At 39.6% G+C, this 24,017-nt stretch carries 25 protein-coding genes, 1 other RNA gene and 1 pseudogene; 2 read left to right on the top strand and 25 right to left on the bottom strand.

Annotated features, from left to right (window positions below):
• Positions 1 to 10 precede the first annotated feature (10 nt).
• From BKK47_RS04565 to BKK47_RS04465, 21 genes are all read right to left on the bottom strand, one after another.
• Positions 11 to 1,504, bottom strand: a complete 1,494-nt coding sequence (locus BKK47_RS04565) for a sugar ABC transporter ATP-binding protein (RefSeq protein WP_077493722.1) — start codon at positions 1,502 to 1,504, stop codon at positions 11 to 13.
• Between the two features lie 51 nt (positions 1,505 to 1,555).
• On the bottom strand, positions 1,556 to 2,530 hold the full coding sequence (locus tag BKK47_RS04560) for a substrate-binding domain-containing protein (RefSeq protein WP_077493721.1): 975 nt from the start codon (positions 2,528 to 2,530) through the stop codon (positions 1,556 to 1,558).
• Between the two features lie 148 nt (positions 2,531 to 2,678).
• Positions 2,679 to 3,536, bottom strand: coding sequence for an arabinose operon transcriptional regulator AraC (gene araC, locus BKK47_RS04555; RefSeq protein ID WP_077493720.1), 858 nt, complete (start codon positions 3,534 to 3,536; stop codon positions 2,679 to 2,681).
• 179 nt (positions 3,537 to 3,715) lie between these two features.
• Positions 3,716 to 4,801, bottom strand: coding sequence for a 3-deoxy-7-phosphoheptulonate synthase AroG (aroG, locus tag BKK47_RS04550; protein ID WP_077493719.1), 1,086 nt, complete (start codon positions 4,799 to 4,801; stop codon positions 3,716 to 3,718).
• 108 nt (positions 4,802 to 4,909) lie between these two features.
• Positions 4,910 to 6,160, bottom strand: a complete 1,251-nt coding sequence (gene lolE, locus BKK47_RS04545; protein ID WP_077493718.1) for a lipoprotein-releasing ABC transporter permease subunit LolE — start codon at positions 6,158 to 6,160, stop codon at positions 4,910 to 4,912.
• The gene (gene lolD, locus BKK47_RS04540) at positions 6,157 to 6,843 is read right to left on the bottom strand and encodes a lipoprotein-releasing ABC transporter ATP-binding protein LolD (protein WP_077493717.1); all 687 of its coding nucleotides are present in this window, start codon (positions 6,841 to 6,843) and stop codon (positions 6,157 to 6,159) included. Before lolD ends, lolE begins: the two co-directional genes overlap by 4 nt.
• Positions 6,844 to 6,940: 97 nt before the next feature.
• Positions 6,941 to 7,582: a dethiobiotin synthase gene (gene bioD, locus BKK47_RS04535; RefSeq protein ID WP_077493715.1), complete on the bottom strand. Its 642-nt coding sequence runs from the start codon at positions 7,580 to 7,582 to the stop codon at positions 6,941 to 6,943.
• 13 nt (positions 7,583 to 7,595) lie between these two features.
• Positions 7,596 to 8,366 (bottom strand): malonyl-ACP O-methyltransferase BioC, encoded by a 771-nt coding sequence (gene bioC, locus BKK47_RS04530; RefSeq protein WP_077493714.1) that lies wholly within the window; start codon positions 8,364 to 8,366, stop codon positions 7,596 to 7,598.
• The gene (locus BKK47_RS04525; RefSeq protein WP_077493713.1) at positions 8,357 to 9,001 is read right to left on the bottom strand and encodes a pimeloyl-ACP methyl esterase BioG family protein; all 645 of its coding nucleotides are present in this window, start codon (positions 8,999 to 9,001) and stop codon (positions 8,357 to 8,359) included. Before BKK47_RS04525 ends, bioC begins: the two co-directional genes overlap by 10 nt.
• Positions 9,002 to 9,008: 7 nt before the next feature.
• Complete coding sequence (gene bioF / locus BKK47_RS04520) at positions 9,009 to 10,151, bottom strand: 8-amino-7-oxononanoate synthase (RefSeq protein ID WP_077493711.1); 1,143 nt, start codon at positions 10,149 to 10,151, stop codon at positions 9,009 to 9,011.
• Positions 10,152 to 10,159: 8 nt separating this feature from the next.
• Entirely contained in the window at positions 10,160 to 11,449 is a 1,290-nt protein-coding gene (gene bioA, locus BKK47_RS04515; RefSeq protein ID WP_077493710.1) for an adenosylmethionine--8-amino-7-oxononanoate transaminase, read from the bottom strand.
• A 26-nt stretch (positions 11,450 to 11,475) separates the two neighbouring features.
• A complete protein-coding gene (locus BKK47_RS04510; RefSeq protein WP_077493709.1) occupies positions 11,476 to 12,657 on the bottom strand; it encodes a lipoprotein-releasing ABC transporter permease subunit in 1,182 nt (393 codons plus the stop codon).
• 1 nt (position 12,658) lies between these two features.
• Entirely contained in the window at positions 12,659 to 13,606 is a 948-nt protein-coding gene (locus tag BKK47_RS04505; protein WP_077493708.1) for a 2-hydroxyacid dehydrogenase, read from the bottom strand.
• Between the two features lie 68 nt (positions 13,607 to 13,674).
• Entirely contained in the window at positions 13,675 to 14,529 is an 855-nt protein-coding gene (gene kdsA, locus BKK47_RS04500; RefSeq protein ID WP_077493706.1) for a 3-deoxy-8-phosphooctulonate synthase, read from the bottom strand.
• Positions 14,530 to 14,541: 12 nt separating this feature from the next.
• Positions 14,542 to 15,345, bottom strand: a complete 804-nt coding sequence (locus BKK47_RS04495; protein WP_077493705.1) for a SirB1 family protein — start codon at positions 15,343 to 15,345, stop codon at positions 14,542 to 14,544.
• Positions 15,345 to 16,223 (bottom strand): peptide chain release factor N(5)-glutamine methyltransferase, encoded by an 879-nt coding sequence (gene prmC, locus BKK47_RS04490; protein WP_077493704.1) that lies wholly within the window; start codon positions 16,221 to 16,223, stop codon positions 15,345 to 15,347. The genes BKK47_RS04495 and prmC overlap by 1 nt, the downstream gene beginning before the upstream one ends.
• A complete protein-coding gene (locus tag BKK47_RS04485; RefSeq protein WP_077493703.1) occupies positions 16,223 to 16,678 on the bottom strand; it encodes an RDD family protein in 456 nt (151 codons plus the stop codon). The genes prmC and BKK47_RS04485 overlap by 1 nt, the downstream gene beginning before the upstream one ends.
• Before the next feature lie 53 nt (positions 16,679 to 16,731).
• Positions 16,732 to 17,814: a peptide chain release factor 1 gene (gene prfA, locus BKK47_RS04480; protein ID WP_077493702.1), complete on the bottom strand. Its 1,083-nt coding sequence runs from the start codon at positions 17,812 to 17,814 to the stop codon at positions 16,732 to 16,734.
• A gap of 185 nt (positions 17,815 to 17,999) precedes the next feature.
• Positions 18,000 to 18,536, bottom strand: a complete 537-nt coding sequence (locus BKK47_RS04475) for an elongation factor P hydroxylase (RefSeq protein WP_077493701.1) — start codon at positions 18,534 to 18,536, stop codon at positions 18,000 to 18,002.
• A 41-nt stretch (positions 18,537 to 18,577) separates the two neighbouring features.
• A complete protein-coding gene (gene dinB / locus BKK47_RS04470) occupies positions 18,578 to 19,645 on the bottom strand; it encodes a DNA polymerase IV (protein WP_077493700.1) in 1,068 nt (355 codons plus the stop codon).
• Positions 19,646 to 19,812: 167 nt separating this feature from the next.
• The gene (locus tag BKK47_RS04465; RefSeq protein WP_244149109.1) at positions 19,813 to 20,250 is read right to left on the bottom strand and encodes a hypothetical protein; all 438 of its coding nucleotides are present in this window, start codon (positions 20,248 to 20,250) and stop codon (positions 19,813 to 19,815) included.
• Positions 20,251 to 20,411: 161 nt separating this feature from the next.
• Between BKK47_RS04465 and ssrA the strand changes: the two genes are divergently transcribed.
• Positions 20,412 to 20,776, top strand: a transfer-messenger RNA (tmRNA) gene (gene ssrA, locus BKK47_RS04460).
• A 246-nt stretch (positions 20,777 to 21,022) separates the two neighbouring features.
• Positions 21,023 to 22,292, top strand: a pseudogene (locus BKK47_RS04455) (integrase arm-type DNA-binding domain-containing protein).
• 153 nt (positions 22,293 to 22,445) lie between these two features.
• On the opposite strand, the gene cspD reads toward BKK47_RS04455, so the two are convergent.
• The 4 genes from cspD to BKK47_RS04435 form a co-directional block, all read right to left on the bottom strand.
• Complete coding sequence (gene cspD / locus BKK47_RS04450; RefSeq protein ID WP_018355702.1) at positions 22,446 to 22,655, bottom strand: cold shock domain-containing protein CspD; 210 nt, start codon at positions 22,653 to 22,655, stop codon at positions 22,446 to 22,448.
• Positions 22,656 to 22,803: 148 nt separating this feature from the next.
• Positions 22,804 to 22,962 carry a YoaH family protein gene (locus BKK47_RS04445; protein WP_077493698.1) on the bottom strand — a complete coding sequence of 53 codons (159 nt, stop codon included), beginning with the start codon at positions 22,960 to 22,962 and terminating at the stop codon, positions 22,804 to 22,806.
• 4 nt (positions 22,963 to 22,966) lie between these two features.
• Positions 22,967 to 23,659, bottom strand: a complete 693-nt coding sequence (gene truC, locus BKK47_RS04440) for a tRNA pseudouridine(65) synthase TruC (protein WP_077493697.1) — start codon at positions 23,657 to 23,659, stop codon at positions 22,967 to 22,969.
• Positions 23,656 to 23,970 (bottom strand): YqcC family protein, encoded by a 315-nt coding sequence (locus BKK47_RS04435; protein ID WP_077493696.1) that lies wholly within the window; start codon positions 23,968 to 23,970, stop codon positions 23,656 to 23,658. Before BKK47_RS04435 ends, truC begins: the two co-directional genes overlap by 4 nt.
• Positions 23,971 to 24,017 lie beyond the last annotated feature (47 nt).

The raw sequence follows: 24,017 nt of genomic DNA, 5'->3' as shown, positions 1-24,017 counted from the left end.
AAATAGGATTTTATTGTTCGTATTTTTCATAGACCAGTTCCTCGATATCTTGCTCAGTACAATTTGACGGCATAAATTCTGCAATGATTTCCCCTTTTTTCATAACCAATATACGATGACTATAATAATAGGCTTCTTCTATTTCATCGGTCACAAAAATAACAGTAATGCCTTGTTCTGCAAGAGATTGAATAATTTGAAAAATCCCCTCTTTATTAGCAACATCGACACCGATAGTGGGTGAGTCTAAAATAATCACTTTAGGGTTGATTGCCAACCACTTGGCAATAGAAACCCGCTGAGCATTACCACCTGATAATGTATTAACCGGAAGATCAGGATCCGATACTTTAATTTTTAATGACTGAATAAGTTGATTTGTATATTGACGGGCTTTATGTGATTGAATAATTCCAAAAGGATTAATAATGCGCTTAAATATGGTTGAAATAATATTATGATGAATAGATTCTTGCATAATCAAGCCGGTATTCATTCGATCTTCCGAAACATAAACAATCCCTTTTGCAATTGCCTCACGGTTATTGTTAATTTTTGTTGGTTCGCCGTTTAAATAACATTCCCCACTCGTTGGCTGTGTAATACCGAATAAACTCAGACAAAGTTCCGTTCTACCGGCACCGAGTAAACCGACTAAAGACACAATCTCTCCTTTTTTAATGGAAAAATTAATATTCCGGTATTGATGCTCTCGGGTCAGGTGTCTTACATCAAGTACTGTCGGATATTGTGAAAAATCCGGCAAATTTAACCGCACTTTATTGATTTCCAATCCACTCATAAGAAAAGCCAAACGCTTTTCATCCATCTCTTTAATAGGATATTTACCCACCATATTACCGTCTTTCAGAACTAATACGCTGTCAGATACCCTCATCACTTCTTTTAATCGATGGCTGACAAAAATAATACTAATTCCTTTACTTTTTAGCTTAATCACTACATCAAGTAGATGATTGACTTCCTTTGCGGTTAATGAAGCCGTCGGTTCATCCATAATTAACAATTTAGCGTTTTGTGCCAATGCCCGACAAATCGCAACCAATTGTTGTCGAGCAATAGGTAGATCCTCAACAAGAGCATCTAAATTCAAATCCGCATTAATGCTATCAATTGCTTGGCGGGCAATTTCTCGTATTTTTTGTGAACTCACCCAACCGAATTGGCGATACGCATTCATCGCAATATTCTCTGCAACACTCAAGTTAGGAAAAAGAGATAAATCCTGATAGATAACTTGAATACCTTTGTTAATAGATTCTTCCGGTGTTAATTTATCGTATTGACTTGCGCCAATCTGAATTTCCGCGCCCCGATCCGGTTGATAAACCCCTGATAAAATCTTAATTAATGTTGATTTTCCACAGCCGTTTTGCCCAGCTAAACAAAGTGCTTCGCCATAATTTAATGATAATTCAACCTGATTTAAGGCTTTTACGCCATTAAAGGTTTTACTAATATTACGCATTGAAATAAAAGACATATAATCTCCTTTAGCGGAAACCGGGTTCAAAAGAACCCGGTAGAATTTTAGTTAATATAGGTTATCTATATTTTCTTGAGTTACCTTCAATACGTTGTGGAATTGCAATAGTTTTCTCTCTTGATCTACTTTAGCTTGGCCAACATTTGGAATGACCAATCCCTCTTCAATTTTTTCTCCTTTCAATACTTTTGCCGCTACTGCTGCTAAAGCATAGCCTGCATTCGCCGGATCATAAGTAATCCCCATTGTAATATTACCGCTCTTAATTAAAGAAGCGGCTTGTGAAGGAATCATCATACCGAAAACATTTAACTTACCTTTTAATCGTTTTTCTTTTACTGCGAGCCCTGCTCCAATCGGACCTTGTGAACCGAAAGAAATGACCGCTTTAAGATCAGGATGAGCTTTTACTAAATCAATCGTCGTACGACGGGCATCATTAATATTCTCTGCCACCGGCATTCTGCTAGTTACCTCAAACATATCTGGATAATGTTGTTTTTGATATTTCACAAAAAGATCCGCCCAAAGGTTATGTTGCGGAACGGTTAAACTCCCGACATAGAGTACATACCCCCCTTTGCCGCCTAATGATTTTGCCACCTCTTCAACATAATCCGCTGCAAATTGGGTATTATCAATAATTTCAATATCCCAGTCAGCACTCGGTTGACCAACCGATTCATTAGTTAATATAACAATACCGTTTTGTTTGGCCTTTTTCAGTATGGGTTCTAATGCACTGGCATCATTAGGTACAATAGAAATCGCACTGACTTTCTTAGCGATTAAATCTTCAATTAATTTCACCTGCTGAGGAGCATCGGTATTTGATGGCCCCACCTGATAAGCATTAATATGATTATCTTTGCCCGCTTGAACAACCCCTTCAGCCATACGGTTAAACCAAGGCATACCATCAATTTTTGAAATATTTACCACATCACTTGCAATCGCTGAACTGCAACAAGCAAATGTAAAAAGACCGGAAAGTAAGAAATGTTTGAATGTTGGCTTTTTCATAAGATTTTCCTCATAAAATGAATAATTCCTTAACTTACAACAGCAATTAAGGCTATTAAATATCTTAGTAATTTAATTCAAAAAGCATAGGTAACTTTCTGTTAAGAATATGGAAAAATCCGCTACAGCCAATAAAGTGAGAAATGGATCACATTTTAATTTCACCACTCAACTCACCAACACGAAATTGAGAGGGCGAAAGTGCGGTATGTTTTTTGAAAATTTTTGAAAAGTACAGAGAATCCTCATAACCTAAGGACTTTGCAATTTTATGGACTGGTAAACTCGAGAAGTAAAGCAATTTTTTCGCCTCGCTAATACGTTGCTGTTCACGCCATTGAATCAAACCAATTCCTAGAGATTGTTTAAATAAATGTGAAAGACGAGACTCAGATAAAAAGACCTGATTAGCAAAATATTCAACACTCCAATTTTGTGACAAATTTTCTAAAATTAGATCGCAAACCTTTAATATTCTGCTATCAATTTGCGAAACCTCTTTGATATTTTCCACTGAAATACATTTCATCAGTAAATATTCCAACAAACCAGAGCTCATTTCTTTATTAAGTAAATCATTTGACTCAGATTCTTGTGCAATTTTACTGAAAAGTTGACTAATTTCTTGGAAAGAAAGCATTTCATTAATGGCAATACGCCCGATATTTTCCCTGCAATTTGTCCAATTCAACCATTTTAGCCACTGTGGTTTGGGATGAAAATAAATCCATTTATAATGCCAATATTGACATTCGGATTGGCGATAGTAATGCTGAAGCGTATTCGGTGGAAACAATACAAGTTGCCCTCGTTTAACTGAAAAAAATTGCTTTCCATCAAACACTTTTCCATGTCCGAAGGTAGTGAGTTGTAACATATATCCTTTCATACCTTCCGGACGATCAACGATAAAATCCAGATAATTCCCTTTTTCTATTTGGATAATGCCTGCAACCAAATCCGGTTTTGCCCGACTGTCTGACAGAGCCAGCTCATCAAATTTCATAAAAAATGAGATTCCTTAATACACAAATATTTTCTCATTTAAAACCAACCGCACTTTTAACGCAATAAATACTTTGATAAAACACATTAAAGACCACTGAATTCGCATTGCGATGAATTAACCACGAATAAGAAAAAAGGGCGAAAAACTCGCCCTTATACACTGAAATGAAATTAAAACTATGCGTTGACGTTGCGACGTGCAATCACCGCATCAGACAGCTGCTTGAGTAAGAGCTCCGTATCTTCCCAACCGATACAAGCATCAGTGATACTCTGTCCGTAAGTAGCGGCTTTGCCATTAACCAAATCTTGACGACCTTCAACTAAGTGGCTTTCAACCATCACGCCAAAGATTTTTTTTGAACCGCCGGCGATTTGTTTGCTGACATCTTCACAAACTTCCATTTGTTTTTTAAATTGTTTACTACTATTGGCATGGCTAAAATCCACCATAACATGCGGAATACGACCGGTTTTTTCAATATCTGCACAGACTTTTTCCACATACTCGGCACTATAATTCGGGCCTTTATCTCCACCACGTAAAATAATATGGCAGTCTTCATTTCCTTTGGTGGAAACAATGGCAGAATGACCAAATTTGGTGACTGATAAGAAATAATGGGGTGCCTCTGCAGAACCAATCGCATCTAATGCCACTTTTACGCCACCATTTGTGGCATTTTTGAAGCCGACCGCACAAGATAAACCGGAAGCCAATTCACGGTGAACCTGTGATTCGGTGGTACGTGCACCGATTGCTCCCCAGCTCATAAAATCCGCCACATATTGCGGTGTAATCATATCTAAAAACTCGCCGGCGGACGGTACACCAAGATTATTAATATCAGAGAGCAGTTTACGGGCAATGCGTAAACCGTCATTCAAACGATAAGTATCGTTTAAGTAAGGGTCATTGATCAAACCTTTCCAACCTACTGTAGTACGCGGTTTTTCAAAATAAACACGCATAATAATTTCTAGACTGTCTTTGTATTTTTCACGTAAAGGTTTTAAACGATTGGCATATTCAAGTGCCGCTTTAGGATCATGAATGGAACATGGACCGATAATCACTAATAATCGATCATCTTTGCCATGAATAATATTATGTGCCTCTTGGCGGGTTTGTTTAACTAATGTGGCAGCTTCTTCACTTGCCGGAAATTTTTCTAATAACGCGATTGGGGGTAAAACCTGATCGACTTTTTCGATACGTGTATCATCATTTGCCACGATGATTTCAATTTTTTCTTTCGTCATACATCACTCTCTTATAATTGTTAAAATGTTGTGTTTGAAAATTGCAAATACTCTACACTCATTTTTTGTACTAGTAAACTAGTTCATTGAAAAATATTCAACACGTGTTTAATGACTACTCAATACCCGAGCCGGTTGAAGTTTGGCTGCCCGGCTTGCCGGATAAAGGCTCGCCAAGAGACTTAAGACTAACGCCGCCACTAAAACTAACAAAACATCTTGCCAATGAAGCTCGCTAGGAAGAAAATCGACAAAATAAATGCCGTCCGATAGCAATTTCTTTCCGAGTAAATATTCTAAGCCTTGAATAAGCGAGGTTAAATTCAACGCCAAAATTACGCCAAGAACGATGCCTATTAAACACCCTTTCATCCCTGCTTGCAAGCCGTACCAGATAAAAATTCGTTTAATAAATCCATTATTTGCACCCAGTGTGCGCATAATAGCAATATCGCCTTGCTTATCTTTCACTGCCATAATCAAGGTGGAAACAATATTGAAACAGGCAACCCCGATCACAAGTACCATGGCAATATACATCACGGTGCGAATAAGCTGAATATCACGATACATATAACCGAATTTGGCAATCCAGTTTTGTACATAAAGCAGCTGCGGATAATCACTCAACTCGGAATAATTTATCTCTTGAACGGTAAAAGGATCAGCCACTTTAAGCTCTACCCCAGTAATTTGATCTGCCCGATAACCCAATAATTCTTGGGCTTGTGGAAGTGAAAGCAAAGCATAACTGTGATCAAGTTGTCCATCTAAACGCAAAATGCCGCTCACCTGAACCCGCTCACGATGAGGTTGGGATAGCTGCTCTTCTCCATTTGGTTGTGAAATCAGTAAGGAAACCCAATCTCCTTCTTTGACCTCCAACTCTTTTGCGATACCAAAACCGAGCACTAACCCACCTTCTTTTTCAAACTGTTGCCAGCCATTCTCCTCGACAAACTTTCCTAGTGAGCTCACCTGATCTTGTGCGCTTTTATCCACGCCTTTTACCTGTACCACTTTCAGTTTACTGCCGTTTTCAACCAATGCCGTAAAACTCACAAAAGGGGAAAGTGCGGTGATTTTTTCATTTGTTTTTAAACGTGTTGCAAGATTTTGCCAATGATTAATCGTTTTCTCATGACTATTTTCACTCACAATAATTTCAGCATGAGGAACTACGGCTAAAATGCGTTGATTTAGTTCCCGCTCAAAACCGTTCATCGCACTCAAACCGACAATCAACACTGCCACACCCAAAGCAATACCGATTGCCGAAAATTTGGCAATCAATGCCACCAAAGGATTTTTCTGCTTACCACGCTGATAACGCCAACTAATAAAAAACGGAGTATTCATTCTACGCCTTCCCTTAATACCCCATCTTGCATCGTAAGACGGCGGGATAATTTTTCAGCTAATCCCATATCATGGGTAACGAGCAAGAAAGCGATATTTTGTTCCTGATTTAAAGTTTGAATTAACTCGAAAATGCTTTCCGTTGTTTTATGGTCCAAATTTCCCGTCGGTTCATCTGCCAGCACTAAAGCGGGATGATTCACTAATGCACGGGCAATGGCAACGCGCTGGCGTTCGCCTCCTGAAAGTGCAGAGGGGCGATGAGAAATGCGATGGCTTAATCCCACTGCATTGAGCATTTTTTCTGCACGGTCTTTCGCTTCTGTTTTATTTTGGCGACCAATTAATAGCGGCATCATGACATTTTCAAGGGCTGAAAAATCCGCCATTAGGTGGTGAAATTGATACACAAAGCCCAAATTTTGATTTCGCAATTTTGCCAATTCCGACTCAGATGCCTTTTGGAGTGACTGCCCTTTAATAAACACTTCCCCACTACTTGGCTGATCTAAACCGCCTAGGGTATGCAACAACGTACTTTTTCCGGAACCCGAACTGCCCACAATCGCCACCAATTCATTCGGTTGCATGGCAAAAGACACCCCTTTTAGCACTTGAGTTTGGTTATCGCCTTCTTGATAGAATTTGTTGATGTTTTGACATTCTAATAAATACTGATTCATTTTTTACTCATATTTTGGCTATATTTGAGAATAAATTAATTGAGATAAACAATGGCAATGTGAGCCGGTTTCTCTCTTCAATTCTAGTTACCCCTAATTAAATCGCTATTTTTCCAAAAGATTCAAATTGTGTGTGGGGAAAAAATTGCGCAAGGTAATGTTTTAAATATCGCTGTGTTTCTTCCGAAATTATCGGATCATATTCCGGATAAAGATTATATAGCACACGCCGCACATTAATATTTCGTGTTTTGCAGGCTTCTAAGCTTAACAATGTATGATTAATACTCCCGAGCTTTCCCGATGTTACCAGTACCAATGGATAACCTTGATTTTGAATATAATCCAATGTGGTTTCCCAATTATGGTAAGGCACCATCAATCCACCCGCACCTTCAAGCAATACATAGTCATATTTTTTTGCCAAAAGTGCGGTCGATTTTTCAATCTTTTCTGCCTCAATGAGCCTCCCCTCCTGTTTTGCCGCTAAATGGGGGGAGCAAGGGTATTCAAAGAGATAAGGGCAAGTTGTACCATTGAGATCGTCTTCGGTCAGATCGATTTTTTGAATTTTACGATGCACTAACAAATCATCGGAAAACGCCCGACAACCGGTCTGAATCATTTTTTGCGTAATCACAGAAAAGCCTTGATTCATAAGTTCTCTGGCATAAAGCCCCGTTGCAATGGTTTTGCCTACATCGGTATCAATACCGGAAATAAATATCACTTTTCCCATCATTTTCTCTTTATCATTTGTATCGTGCAATAATCCATAGCGGTTGATAAGTCAGTCTCACTTGTTTGTCGGATAAGGAAAAACATCGTTGGTACCGGTCGATAAATATCTGTAATTTTTGTTTTGTCCAAGTGCCTTGTCCTGTTGCTGTCACCCCAGTTTTCTTAAGGTGTTTTAGTACATCAAATGGGGTTGGGAAATACAGTTCTTCTGTAATGGTTTCGGCATACAGCAATTCAAAATCATCTTGTAGCCACTTTTTCCAATCAGATAGCTTCGGGTAAACCAGTCCAATATTGGTTAAGGCTCGAATTTCATACAAATTCTCCTGACCAAACGTTGCTATCGCCAGCAAACCATTTCGCTTTAATCCTTTTTTACAATGTTCAATAAATAATGACTGATGATGAAACCATTGTACGGCAGAGGCACTCACAATCAAATCATATGAGCGGTTAAACGGAAATTGCTCGGCATCACCACAATAAAATGCAAAGGGTTGAGATAACCTTTTCTTTAATCGCTCTTTAACATCACAAAGATCGTTAAACATCCAATAATTAGCATGAATATGTTGTTGTAACCCTTCGCTTAATTGCCCTGTGCCACAGCCAAGCTCTAACACACTTTCAAGTGAAGACGTCGGCAAACGGGCTGTTATGTGGGAAAGTAGCTTCCGGTTGATTTTCTCTTGTATCCAAGCATGCTCATCATAGCTATCAAGAGCTTTATCAAAATGCTGCCGAATACGTTGTTTTTCAATAAGTTTTAGCGCTAATTCCATAGTTGCGCCCAATGTGTTAGATGGGAAAATAAATAATGTTCCCCTTCTATCTCATTAATCTCACAGCGGGTACACCAATAATGTCGTTGGTTTTCAGGTGAAAAAATTTTATCCTTACATCCGATAATCGCCTTTGTCCACTGAATTAAATCCGTGCGTTGATCTTGCTCAATCGCATGAAAAAGTGCGGTCAATTCTTGTTGAATTTCTTGAAAATCCCGTGCAGGCATCGAATGATAAAATGCCAGATTAGTCTTATCACCACAAATTCTACGTTCAAACTTTGCCCTTGTGGTTTCATTTAAATTATCTAGCGTGCCTTTAAAAATAGTAAAAGGGATACCCGCCTGATCATCACAAGGTAAACCGGTTCCATTGACTGCGGTTGCAGATTCAAGCGGAGTGCCTTGTAATGCCCTTTCTGCCACCCATACGCCCATCGACCACGCCACTAAGCGAATTTTCTGATAGCCTGAAAAATCAAAATCTAAGGAAAGATCTTGATAATCATAGCAAATCAATAAATCATAATTTTCAGGCATCACTAAATGAGAAACCGCAGAGATAGGTGTTCCCCAACCGGCAAAATAAACCAGCAAATTCTGAGCCTGATGATCTTCAAATTTTATTTTCATTTTTTGCCTATAAATAGGTGATAAATTCTGTGATTTCTTCTTTTGTCATATCTGCCGTGACGGATAAACGTATTCTTGATGTGCCTTTTGGTACCGTTGGCGGGCGAATTGGTAAACAATAATAGCCTTGTTGCTGAAGCCTGTGTGCTGTCATCAGTGTTGCTTCATTATCACCGAGAATATAAGGCACGATACAGGTCGAACTAGGCATATTCCCCGTTCGACGTGCCACTTCATTACGTAAAAAAGCACTTAATTCATTGAGGTGTTGTCTTTTTTGCCGAAATTGTGGCAATTTTTCAAAGAGAAAATAAGTCCACGCCACATTAAGTGGAGGTAGTGCTGTCGAAAAAATCAATGGACGCATTTGGTTAATTAAGATCTCTTTTATCACTTGATCGCAAATAACATAAGCCCCCATTGACGCTAATGCTTTGCCAAAAGTCCCCACCAATAAATCAATATCGGTAATCACTCCGGCTTGTTCTGCAATACCTAATCCCTTTTCGCCATAGACACCAATAGCGTGAGCTTCATCCACATAAAGATAAACATGAGGAAACTGCTTTTTCAATTTGACTAATTCAGCTAAATCTGCCACATCGCCATCCATACTAAACACAGATTCAGTCACAATAAAAGTGCGGTCAAATTTATCGGCGTTTTTTTCTAAAAGTTGTCGTAGATGATCATAATCATGATGACGATAACGAAAAAATTTGCACTGACTTAATCGAATGCCATCAATAATGCTGGCATGCACCAATTTATCCGCCAAGATTAAACTTTTAGAGGTGGTTAATGCCGGTAAAATACCCAGATTAGCATGGTAGCCACTGTTAAATAATAAACAGTTCTCTCGCTGAAATTGGCGAGAAATAAGTTCTTCAAGATCATTATAAATAGGGAAATTACCTGTTAATAAACGGGATGATGAACTGGTTAGCGCAGGCAAATCCTTACCGTATTGCTGAAAAAAAGCACGCTGTAAGGTTTCATTTGATGCCAATCCGAGATAATCATTCGACGACATATTCAGCATACGCCGATTATCTCGTTCAATATAACGCCCATAGTGCGTTAAGTAAGAAACTGAACGATATTGATTGATACTTTTTAGCGAGGCTAATTGCTTTTGAAAATCGTCCATTTTATTCCTTATTGCTCATATTCTTGTCTTAAGGCATTCATCATACCTTCCGTCAGCTGGGTTAATTCTTCATCTTGAATAATAAAAGGCGGCATGACATAAACCAATTTTCCAAAAGGGCGAATCCACACGCCATTTTCCACAAAACGAGGAACCAGGGTTTTCATATTCACTTCATTACGCATTTCGACGACGCCAATTGCCCCTAACACTCTTACCTCTTTCACATAATGTTTTTCTGCCAATGGCGAAAGCTGTTGATGTAATACGTTTTCAATATGCCGGACTCTCGCTTGCCATGGACTTTCCAACAATAAACGAACAGACTCTGCCGCAATCGCACAAGCCAAAGGATTTGCCATAAAAGTCGGGCCATGCATAAAACATTTCGCTTCACCGCTACATATTACTTCCGCAATGGTTTCTGTTGTGATGCTTGCCGCTAAGGTTAAATAACCGCCTGTCAAGGCTTTGCCAATGCACATAATATCAGGAGCAATCCCTGCATACTCTGCGGCAAATAATTTACCGGTACGCCCGAAACCGGTGGCAATTTCATCGAAAATCAACAAAACACCGTATTTTTGGCATAATTCCTGCGCTTTAACAAGGTATTCAGGTGAATAAAAATACATTCCCCCAGCCCCTTGCACGATCGGTTCTAAAATTAAAGCGGCAATTTCTTGATGATGGGTTTGCAATAAATTGGCAAGAGGGACAATGGCACGTTCATCCCAAGGCTCATTAAATGTGACGGAAGGTTGAGGTAAAAAATATTGAACAGGTAAACTATGATGAAAGAGATGATGCATACCGGTTGTAGGATCACAAACCGACATCGCATTCCAAGTATCTCCATGATAACCGGAACGAACTGTGGCAAATTTTTGTCGCTGTAGCTCACCTTTCGCATATTGGTATTGAATAGCCATTTTCATTGCGACTTCAACGGCGACCGAACCACTATCGGCAAAAAAGATTTTATCCAGTCCCGATGGTAGTACCTTTACCAATAATTGTGCTAATTCTACCGCTGGTGCATGGGTAAAACCACCAAACATAATGTGGCTCATGCGAGCTAATTGATTTTGTGCAGCGGCATTTAAACGCGGGTGATTATAACCATGTAATGCCGCCCACCAAGAGGACATGCCATCAATTAAGGTTTGCCCATTTTTGAGTGTAATCTTCACACCATCAGCACTTTCAACGGCATACAGGGGCATATCAGAATAAATTGAAGAATAGGGGTGCCAAATATGCTGATGATCAAAAGCCAAAAGTTGTTGTTCGTTCATCATTTTATCCTTTATTTATCATTTTGCTATTCATATCTCAATGCCTCCGCCGGCTCGGTTTTTGCCGCACGATAAGCAGGATAAATAGTTGATAATAAAGATAATAAAAGAGAGAACGCAGTGACAAGGCAAATTTGCCAAGGTTCTAGTGCAGTGGGTAAAAAAACACCGTTCGGATTGACCGCACTTATGATCTCTGTCAGATTTAATGTGATCGATATGCCCAATATCACCCCAACCAACGTACCAACCAATCCCACCAATAAGCCTTGGTAAATAAATACCGAACGCACTTTCGATTTCGTTAACCCTTGAGTTTGCAAAATGGCGATCTCCCCTTGTTTATCTACCACCATTAGGCTCAAAGAGGTAACGATATTGGAAATCGCCACGACAATGATCAGGCTAATCAATAACCCCATCATATTTTTTTCCATACGCACGGCTTGGAAAAATTCGCCTTTTTGTACCCGCCAATCGGTAATTTGTTGCTGAGGAAAATAGGCGGGTAATTCAGTAATTAAAAAAGGATCGGTCAAGAACAAGCGATAGCCCTGTGCCTCTTCCGGTTGAATACGCATTAATCGCCCAATATCCGATAAATTGGCAAAGGCTTGATAAGCGGACGCTTCACTATAATCAAAATAAATTTCGCTCACGGTAAATAAACGCTGCATCGGCACCCGTCCAAAGGGGGTATATTGGCTATTTTCCGTAATCATTAAACGAATTTTATCGCCGACATTTACATCGAGTTTTTGTGCCAACTGATTGCCAATTATCAATTTAAACTCACCGGCAGGCAATAAAGTTTCAAAAGGAACACGATCTTGGCTTTCCAATAAGGGATCATCAGAAAAGGCTTGTACACCAATCACCTGCCCGGCACTCACGCCTTTGGCTGTTTGATAAATCACTTTTGTGGTGTTAATCGGCACGGCTTTTTGCACAAAGTGCGGTAGATTTTCCAACGGTTTTTTTGTCGAAATCGGTTGTGTTTGACTAACAATAGCATGGGGAATGGAGGAAAGCACTTGTTGCTTTTGATACCCCTCCAATCCATTCATCACCGAAAGTACAATAATCAATGCCATCACACCTAACACAATGCCTAAACTGGCGAGGCTCGTCACTAATCGTCCAAAACGATCCGCACTTTTCGCTCGCCAATAACGCAAGGCAATATAAAGAGAAATGGGTAAATTCATATTACTTTTGGTTTAACTGCGCCACAAAATCTTCCATATTTTGCGTTACTTTTTTCACTAATGTCGTCACCGCACTATCACTTGCCCACGCAATGTGAGGAGTAATAATTAAGTTTGGCATGTTTTTTGCTGCAAGAATCAACGGATTGTCTTTTTCTGGTGGCTCTTTAATCATCACATCTAACGCAGCTCCGCCCAGATGTCCACTTGTTAATGCGTTTAATAAAGCGCTTTCATCTACTAAAGGTCCACGTCCTGTATTGATTAAAAATGCCCCTTTTTTCATTTGTGACAGGGTTTCTGCATTGATTAAATTTTCTGTTGTTTGCGTTAATGGGCAATGTAAAGTCAAAATATCCGCTTGCTTTAAGACCTCATTAAAAGGCGTATAACCCTCACGGCAAGTTGTAGCATCTTTATGTTCTGCATAAAGCACATTCATTCCCAGTGCCTGTGCCAAACGCCCAACTTCCGAGCCTAAGCAACCTTTTCCTACGATCCCAAGGGTAGAACCCCGCACATCGGTAATCGGATAATCAAAGTAACAAAACTGTTGGCTTTCTCCCCATTTAGCTGAAGTCTGATCACGCAACCAACCGGCAAGACTGTGTTTTAAGGAGAAAATCAACCCCATTACGTGTTCCGGTACAGTGACGCTTGAATACCCTGTCACATTTTTGACTTCAACCCCTAATTCTTTTGCCACAATTAAATCAACATTATTGGTTCCCGTCGCAGTAATTGCAATAAGTTTAAGTTTCGGCAATTGCTCGAGTGTCTTGCGATCAAAAATCACTTTACTGGTAATCACAATATCTGCATCTTTTGCCCGTTCAATAGTTTGGGTGGCGGAAGTATGGGGATATTCAACCCATTCATGCTCAAAATTTGGGCGAGGAATAGGAATATGTTTTGGAATAGCGGTACTGTCTAAAAATACGATTTGCATAATGTTCTCCTTTTTTATTTAAAAAAAGCGCGGTCAAAAATATTCGTGTTTTTAACCGCACTCCGCCATTAAATTGATGTATCCAATTCAGGAAAAGATTTGACTAAATCGTCAATGGCTTTCATTTGTGACACAAAACCTTCCAAAGCTGACAACGGTAAGGCTGATGGGCCATCACATTTTGCTTGATTCGGATTCGGGTGGGCCTCTAAAAATAAACCAGCAATTCCCACTGCCAAGCCTGAACGGGCAAGTTCCGTGACTTGCTCGCGACGACCACCAGATGCTGCACCGAATGGATCACGACATTGTAATGAATGCGTAACATCAAAAATCACAGGGTTACCCTTAGAAACTTTTTTCATTACACTGAAACCAAGCATATCCACGATGAGATTATCATAACCGAAGTTAGTCCCGCGATCACAGAGAATCACCTGATCATTACCACACTCTTCGATTTTTTCCACAATATTACCCATTTGACCAGGGCTTAAAAATTGCGGTTTTTTCACATTGATCACCGCCCCAGTGCGTGCCATCGCTTCGACCAAATCCGTTTGACGGGCTAAAAACGCCGGAAGTTGAATTACATCCACTACATCTGCTACGGGCTGACATTGGTAAATTTCATGTACATCCGTGATGATTTTTACACCGAATGTTGCCTTCAATTCTTGGAATATTTTTAAACCTTCTTCCATACCCGGCCCGCGATATGAATGAATAGACGAACGGTTGGCTTTGTCAAAAGACGCCTTAAACACATAAGGTACGTTAAGTTTTTCGGTAACCTTGACATAGGCTTCACACACTTGCATCGCCATATCACGACTTTCAAGTACATTCATTCCGCCGAAAAGTACAAAAGGCTTGTGGTTTGCAACATCAATATGACCGATTTTTACAATTTTATTTTGCATAAGTTTTCCTTATTAATGAATAGCGTAAGGAGCTTGTTCAAGCTCATTTTTAAGTTCTGAAAGTTGTGTACGAATGAACGTTGATGTCGGATCTTGCGGACATTTATCAACAAAATATTCTAAATCTTTCAGTGCGGTAGGATATGCCCCCATTTGTGCCAGCACTAAACCGCGGTCGCGGATATTATAGGGATCGTCAGAACGATGAACCAGTGATTCAATATAGCGAAACGCCATATCATTATGTTCTTCGCGAATGAGTGCATTTTTGGCAAGCTGCTCAAAACGAGAAAAAAGGAGCTGGAGATCCGCACGCTCAAGTTCTTCCGGCTGAATTTGCGCACCGAAACCAAAAGCGCCTTCATAAAGCTGTTGTAATTTTTCTTGAGAAATAGAGTTACCGTTCCAAGGATCAATAAATATTACCTTGTCATCAATTTCCACACGTAAAATAAGCTGCGTTGGAAAATTGACAGGATATATCGGTAAATCCAACGCTTCCGCGAGATATAAGATTATCGCACCGAGGCTTACCGGCATTCCTTCTCGATATTCTAAGATATAAGGCAAATACAGATTTCTTGAACGGAAATAATTATTCGGATCGCAATGAAAGCCCCAATCTCGATAAACCAGCTGCAATAAACGCTGAATACGCACTTCAACCGACCAATCCGGTGAAATTTCACGGCGTGCTTTGCGTACCAAAGCCCCCATTTTTCCTCGAATTGCGACCTTTGATTCCCCGTAATTATCAAAAATAACATGATAAAAACGGACAAATTGATCGAACAATGCACGTCTATTATATTTCATCATCTCTTCCAAAAACCGTATGTTACGCGTTCATTGTCGCCATAATCACGCACCGTTTCAACCGCTTGCCAAAAATTCTCCTGAAAAATAGACCGCACTTTTTGCCCCTGTTGCCAACCATGCTCAAGCAGCAATACGCCATTTTCCGTTAAATAATGTGGTGCTTGCTCAATAATATGGCGTAAATCCGCATATCCATTTTCTTCCGCTACTAAAGCGGACAGCGGCTCAAAACGCACATCACCTTGTGTTAAGTGTTCATCTTTTTCATCAATATAGGGAGGATTACTCACAATCAAATCAAACTTCCCTTCTACCTTTTCAAACCATTTGCTTTGTAAAAAAACCACACTAAGCTGATTTTTTTCTGCATTGGATTTTGCCAATTCCACCACCTCGGGGATCAAATCCACCCCAATAATGTTTAATTCGGTCTGTTGTTTTTCACAAATTGGTCGTAATTCTGATGCCAAGGCCAAAGCAATCGCCCCTGTTCCCGTGCCAAGATCCAATATGCCAAAGTACGGTGGATTTTCTTGAAGTTTTTCCTTCGCAATCTGTAAAGCGGATTCCACTAAAATTTCCGTATCGGGGCGGGGAATTAATGTTTCTTTCGATACATTTAACGGCAATGACCAAAATTCTTTTTCACCCAAAATATAGGCGATGGGCTCACCTTTTAAACGACGAGCTAAAAGTGCGGTTAAATTTGACCGCACTTTTTCATCAATCTCGGTTTCATCAAAGGCTAAAATTTGCGTACGGGATTTACCGGTAACTTGTTGTAATAAAATCAACGCCTCATTTTTACCGTTCTCATAAGGATTGGCTTGATTTAAAGTTTCTGAGGCTTGCTCCAGCCATTGTCGATAATTCATTATTTTTCGTCTTGAACTACCACAGTACCAATGACTAAATCGGTTAAAGAGCGACGATCATCACGTATAAGCGCAACAATCCCACTGATAATGATCAAAAAACTCGTCCACGCAAATAAAAAATCAATGGCTTCCCGCCCAATATATTTACCAAAGGTTAACGGTTGTTGGCTTTGATAATCCAGCACTCGTAACCCCAACCAACGTTTTGCAATAGTTTGTCCATAGGTCTTGATAAAATAAATTTGCAAACCTAAACACAACAGGGTAGATAATAAGCCGATAAAATCCCCAAACATAAATCCAATAACAAGTATAACCCATGACAGCACGTTATTAATCAAACTGGCAAGCCAGCGTTTAAAACGGCTCGCCAACACCGGCTGTGAAGTTTGGGAAAATGAAGAAAATTCTGCATCTTGCACTTTTTTATCCTTTGGATTTTCAACTAACATTTTATTTCTCCCTTAAAGTGAAAAAGAGCATCTGAGATCAGATGCCCTAATCGTTAATTCGTTTCAGATAATGCCGCCAACTGGTCCGCTTGATATTCGGTGATAATCGGCTGAATCAGTTCATCAATTTTACCATTCATCACTTCATCTAAACGATAAATCGTTAAATTAATACGGTGATCCGTCACCCGCCCTTGCGGATAATTATAGGTGCGTATTTTATCGGAACGATCGCCCGAACCTAATAAATTACGGCGCATATCTGTTTGTTCTGCCGCTTGGCGTTCTTGCTCTGCCTGCACAATACGTGAGGCAAGCACCGACATGGCTTTTGCTTTATTTTTATGCTGTGAGCGTTCATCCTGACATTCTACGACAATACCTGTTGGGATATGGGTAATACGCACAGCTGAATCGGTGGTATTGACGTGCTGCCCCCCCGCTCCGGATGAGCGATAAGTATCAACACGCAAATCGGCAGGATTGATTTCCGGCATTTCCGATTCCGGCAATTCCGGCATAACCGCCACAGTACAAGCAGAAGTATGAATTCTGCCTTGAGATTCGGTTTTCGGCACACGTTGTACACGATGACCGCCCGATTCAAATTTCAACTGACCGTACACCCCCTCACCGCTGACTTTTACAATCACTTCTTTATAGCCGCCCTGCTCGCTTTCATTGGCACTGAGCATTTCCACACGCCAACGTTTACTTTCCGCATAACGGCTATACATACGGAATAAATCACCGGCAAAAATTCCCGCTTCGTCTCCACCTGTTCCTGCACGAATTTCCAAATAGCAGTTATATTCATCGTTCGGATCTTTTGGCAACAAGAGAATTTGAAGTTGTTGTTCCACTTCTTCGATTTCCTCTTTGGATTCTTCAATTTCCATTTGTGCCATTTCTTTCATTTCCGGATCATCTAACAACATTTCCGCTTCTTCAATGTTACTATTAAGTTGTGTCCAGCGATGAAAACATTTCACTACATCTTCAAGTTGCGCATACTCTTTAGAATAAGCACGGAATTTATCCTGATCACTAATGACAGATGCATCGCCCAGCAACGCTTCCAATTCTTCATAACGTTCTTTTAAACTTTCAAGTTTTACAATAATGGATTCTTTCATCTTCTTTTTCTTTTATATTCCAAACCACTAATAAAATCAGCGTATTCTAGCTGATTTTAGGAAAAATTGACAGCGTGGAAAGTGCGGTCACAAAAAACAACGTTTTTTGAACATTGGCTTTTTACCAACGCTGGCTAAGCCATAAATAATCACATCAGTGATTATGCATAAAATCAACCGCACTTTTAAATCCGACTTACATCAAATTTGCTTAAATCAATTCGATCTTCCGTGCCATAAAAATCCGCCAAGGCTTTACGTAAGGTTTCCGCTCGTTTTGGTAACCCTTTTTGTGCATAGATTTTTACTTGCTCATAGACAGCTTGTTTGAAAGGTTGAGTGTCGCCGGGATTACCGTTGAGATTGTCAACACTGGCAAAATAACGGAAACCGGCTGCGGTGGCAAGAATCCACTCTAAGGCTTGGGGTTTGACTTCCACTTTTTCAAAGTCACGCTGGCGCGCCTCAGAACGTCCGTCCGGCTCATACCAATAGCCAAAATCTTCCAATTTACGGCGCTCTTTGCCGGCAACCAACCAATGGGCGATTTCATGCAATGCGCTGCTATAAAAACCCCGTGCAAAATAGATTGCATGGTATGGCACATTTTCATTTGCCGGAATGTAAATAGGTTCTTCGCCCCCTTTTACAAGGCGGGTATTATATTCTTGTTCAAAACATTGATTAAAAATTGCGATAATATCATCGAGTTGATGTTCCATTACTTCTCCAGCACCTATCCCATAGAAAGGGGCGAATTATATCACCAAAGGGTCATTTGCTCATGTTTATTTTCTTCGGGTAAATTAACGTGTAATCCAATTAATCGTACTGACTTTCCCTTACTCCGTTGCCAAATCTGAGTTAATAGCTGTTGAAACCCTGATAATGACAATGGCAAGCCTGTTTTTTCTAAAGTGGTCACTTGAAAATCCTCAAATTTAAGTTTTACTCCTATTTTGCGAAATGAGGATAACGGTGTATTTGGCACGCTACGTTCAAGACGGTGAATGAGTTCGGTGTAAAGTTTATCCAGCAACACAATACCTTGCTCCAGATGATGGATATTTTCTATCAACGTACGTTCTACGCCCACAGATTTACGTTCCCGATGAGGTAGCACTTCCCGTTCATCAATGCCATGGCTAAAATCCCAAATCCGCTTGCCTATTTTGCCAAATTGATTGAGTAATATTGTTTGATCTAATTTTTGCACATCCCCACAGTGTTCCAATCCCATATCTAATAAACGTTGCGATGTCACCTTTCCCACCCCTGGAATTTTTTTCAAAGATAAGGCTTTCACAAATTCATCCACGTCATCAGGCTTTATCACAAACTGTCCATTGGGTTTATTCATATCAGAGGCAACTTTAGCGAGAAACTTAAGCGGTGCAATACCGGCTGAAGCGGTTAATTTCAATTCATCAAAAATAGCCTGGCGTATTTCTTTTGCAATTAAAGTTGCTGATCCTGAACATTTTTTGCAATCAGTCACATCCAGATAGGCTTCATCTAAGGAAAGAGGCTCAATAATATCGGTATAACGGCGAAAAATCTGATGAATTTGCACCGAAACCTGTTTATATAGAGGCATATTCACCGGCACGAGAATAAGGTTTGGGCATTTCTTCACCGCCTGTGAAGTTGGCATTGCACTATGTAAACCAAATTTTCTCGCTTCATAATTGCATGTTGTTAAAACACCACGCTGACGGGAACTACCACCCACGGCAACAGGTTTCCCCTGCAAGGAAGGATTATCACGAATCTCTACCGAAGCATAAAAACAATCCATATCAATATGAATAATTTTGCGGGCCAAAAACATAAATCAAAGTGCGGTTAAAAATACAGGTGTTTAGTATAGCGAGAACAAAACCACTGTTCAACCATACATATAAAATAAGCCTGCATAGCGGCAGGCTTAAATTCAGAGGGAAATGATTAAGGTACGTGGCAATTCTCGGCCACTCGGCTAAAAAAGCCCTATAAATCTTAACGTTCGTGGAGTTCCTTTTTATCATTAAATCGAACAATACGATCGATGAAATAAACATCAATTTTAGACTGTAAATCTGTAAACATTGGTCTAAATTTTTCTTCAATTTGTACGAACGGAATTTGTAAATTAATTGTGATTGATTTACTTGGCATTAAAGTGGACTCTAATTCCAGCTGCATATTTTGACTGTGAATTACCTCACGTTTACTCACATAAGCACTTATCCATTGAATATTTGAAATAGGTTTATTGCCAGTATTTGTCACCACATATTTAAACACCACCAAAGCTTGACCATTGTTATCAATCATTAATTGACTATCTTCAACATTAATCGAAACAGCCTGTGAAATAGAATTTACCTCAGCGGCAGCCTCTTTTTTACTCGTTGTTTTTGATGATGCTTTTGTCGGCGCCGCAAATGTATTCATAGCCAAAAATAGCGATGCCATTGAAACTGTGATGAAAAGTTTTAAATTTTTCATTATGTTTTTCCTTTAATAAAAAATGGTCGAATTCTAACCTAATACAGAGGATTAATAAATAGATTCTTTTATTCGGTTCTCTTTTTTGCTACACTTGCCGGAATTTTGGGGCTGATTCTGGATTCGACGGGATTAGCGAAGCCCAAGGTGCACGTCGAGGTGCGGTAGGCCTCGTAAATAAACCGCAAAAAAATAGTCGCAAACGACGAACAATACGCTTTAGCAGCTTAATAACCTGCATTTAGCCTTCGCGCCCCAGCTTCCGCTCGTAAGACGGGGATAACGCGGAGTCAAACCAAAACGAGATCGTGTGGAAGCCGCCGTTTGAGGATCGAAGCATTAAATTAAATCAAACTAATTTAAGTTTAGCGTGTCTGTCCGCATGCTTAAGTGAAACTAAAGACTGACTAAACGTGTAGTACTGAAGGTAGAGTAATTTCGGACGCGGGTTCAACTCCCGCCAGCTCCACCAAATTGAAATCCAAACAAATCCAACAAGAACCGACAAAGCCTTGAAAATACTAACTTCAAGGCTTTTTTATTGTCCAATGCGAGCCTATGAGGTATTACTAAATCCTTGAGTTTTAGTTATACGTTTAGTTATACTGCTCATCAATCAACAAATCACGTATAACTAAAAACTCACGAGAGCTTGATATTTAAGGCTTTGTTGCTGGTTAGATTTTTTTGTTAGTTATACTCAGAAAAGGCGGTTATTTTGGCACGTATAACTAAACCTCTTACAAATACAGAGATCGACAAATCCAAGCCTAAAGATAAAGATTACACCCTATCTGATGGATTGGGGCTTTATTTATTGATTAAATCAACCGGTGCGAAACTATGGCGGTTTAATTACTACAAACCACTAACCAAAAAACGGGCTTTAATTGGATTGGGAAAATATCCCGATGTTTCACTATCACAAGCAAGGGAAAAACGGGAAGAATTAAGGGCTTTGCTTTCTCAAGGTATCGATCCGCAAATCCACCACCAACAGCAACAGCAACAGCAACAGCAAGAAGAAATCAAACACAAAGAATTAATCAATACCTATGAATCTATCGCTTGGGCGTGGTTCGAGTATCGCAAAACCAAAAAGAACTTTTCACTTGATTATCAAAAAGACGTAGAAAGCCTCATTAAACGGAATCTACTCCCCCACTTTGGACACTTGCCTATTTCTCAAATTACCGCCCCTTTAGCCTTGAAAGCCTTTAAGCAATATCAAGACGAGGGTAAATTAGAGAAACTCAAACGCACGATTCAAAAACACAACGAGATAATGACCTACGCCCTACACCGTGACATTATATCGGTGAACCCTACCGCCAATATCTCAAAAGAATTTGATAGTCCCACAGTCGAACATTTCAAAACCATCAAGCCGGAAGATTTGAGCGAGTTTATTTACACCTTAAATCACGCTCAAATTCACTTACAGACACGTTATTTAATCCTATGGCAACTTCTCACGATGACACGCCCAAATGAGGCGGCAACGGCACGCTATGAGGACATTGACGAAACCACAAGACTATGGACGATTTACATTCAAAAAGGCATTAAAGAAAGCGATAAGGGACGCATTCATAAAATAACCCTGTCACGCCAAGCCCTCGCCTTGCTACGAGAAATCAAGAAATTAAGCGGTGGCAAAACCTATCTCTTCCCCTGTGTGAAAAATCCTCAAACCCACGTAAACACGCAAACCGCAAATGCGGCCATTAAGCGAATGGGCTATGCCGGTAAGCTGGTGGCCGCACGGTTTACGCTCAATCGCCAGCACCTACCTTAACGAACAAGGTTATGACAGCGAATTAATCGAGGTGGCGTTATCCCACATGAAATCAGACCGGATAAAAGCCGCTTATGACCGTGGCGAACGATTAGAACAACGATTCAAATTACTGCAAGTATGGGGTGATTTTATAGAGGAATGTTCTCAAGGTGCATTGCCTAAACATCATTTACAAATGGTTGTTTAAATCTGAAATAAAGTGTGGTCAAATTTCACCGCACTTTTTCTTAATAGGCAAACTATGTTTGACTATTAAGAAAAAACAAGGCTGCAAACCTTGTCTTTTAAATTAAACTAAATAGAGAAATTTTAAGAGCGCAGTTTAATTCACGCTCTTATCTTATTCCACAATCGGAATAATTTTTGTGGCATGAGATCCTTTATCGCCGTGAATCACTTCAAACTGCACTTTTTGTCCTGCTTTTAATGAACGATAACCATCCATCTCAATCACAGAGTAATGTGCGAAAATGTCAGCCTCCACGCCTTCCGCGGAAATAAAACCAAATCCTTTTGCGTTATTAAACCACTTAACAATACCGATTTCCATTATTGACCTCTTATAGGCTTTGCCTATACAACCATAAAACAAAATAAGGCGCATGCCTTATCACCTTAATTGGTCGCTATATTTAAATATTTTGTTTTTTTATGCAACAACCAATATTAAAAAATGTTATAGAGATCACAAAATATTTTTATTTTTCAGTATTTTTTGCTGATTTTTCATATAATTCGCGCAATTCTCTTGCCACAATTTGAATTGCTTCACCACTATTTATACCTTTTGCCATTAATTGTTGAATTTTTTCAACCGCTCTTTGTTGTTCTTCGTGCGTTAATTGTATATCTAACATAAATTTACCAGCCGAATTTTGTCATTAAATCTTGCCATTGCTCGTCCAATAGTGCATGAATTGTGATTGTTGCCTGTGAAATAGGATGGATAAAACATAACATTTCCGCATGCAACAATAAACGTTTACAACCTGTGTTTTCCGTTAAAGCCCGATTTTGATGCAAATCACCATATTGTGTGTCACCTAAAATAGGATGAAAAATATGTTTGCAATGGCGACGTAATTGATGTTTTCTCCCCGTATGTGGAATTAAACGCACCAAAGAATAGCGTGAATTCTTATAACGTCCTGCCGGATAAGGCATTTCTACGTCATAATCCGTTAGTGCCGTTTTGTTCTCTTTTGCAAATTTATCGGCAATTTTATCAAGCTGAATTTTCAACGGATAATCAATTCGACCTATCCCTTCCAAATAACCACGCAACACCGCTAAATAGGATTTTTTTACTTTTTTTTGCTCAAATTGGCGACACATCAAATTTGCAATTTCACTGTTTAAGGCAAACAATAGCACACCGGATGTAGGACGATCTAAACGATGTATAGGAAAGACATGCTGCCCGATTTGATTGCGTAACGTTTGCATAACAAATTGTGTTTCGTGGGGATCTAACCAACTACGATGCACCAACATCCCGGCAGGTTTATTCACGGCAACCAACCATTCATCTTGATATAGAATCTCTAGGTTCATTGATTCTGCAATAATTTTTCTAATTCTAATAAGGGAGCAAGTAATAACGTAAGCCCATCAAACTCTTTTAACGCTTCTTCAATATAAGGTGAAATAGCAATTTGACTTGGTAATGGAGCTCCACTTTCCAATAAAGCATGCATGCGTGGAATAAATACCCATTGCAGCCATTCTTCCGGTGTCATCGTATCAAGCGAAAAAGGTTCTTCACTTAAAAATGCTTCCTGTGCCGGTGGTACAGACTGCCACAAATTCAAACGTTGCATGGTTTGTTGAAGTAGCTCAAGATGAAGTTTGGTTTGATTACGCATAATCCTCCTTAATAATGAAACTCGCAACTTAGAAAATTGCTGTATTC

This window comes from Rodentibacter mrazii, assembly GCF_001998825.1.
In the GTDB taxonomy this organism is placed as follows: Bacteria; Pseudomonadota; Gammaproteobacteria; order Enterobacterales; family Pasteurellaceae; genus Rodentibacter; species Rodentibacter mrazii.
This window is presented reverse-complemented; position numbering and strand designations above follow the sequence as displayed.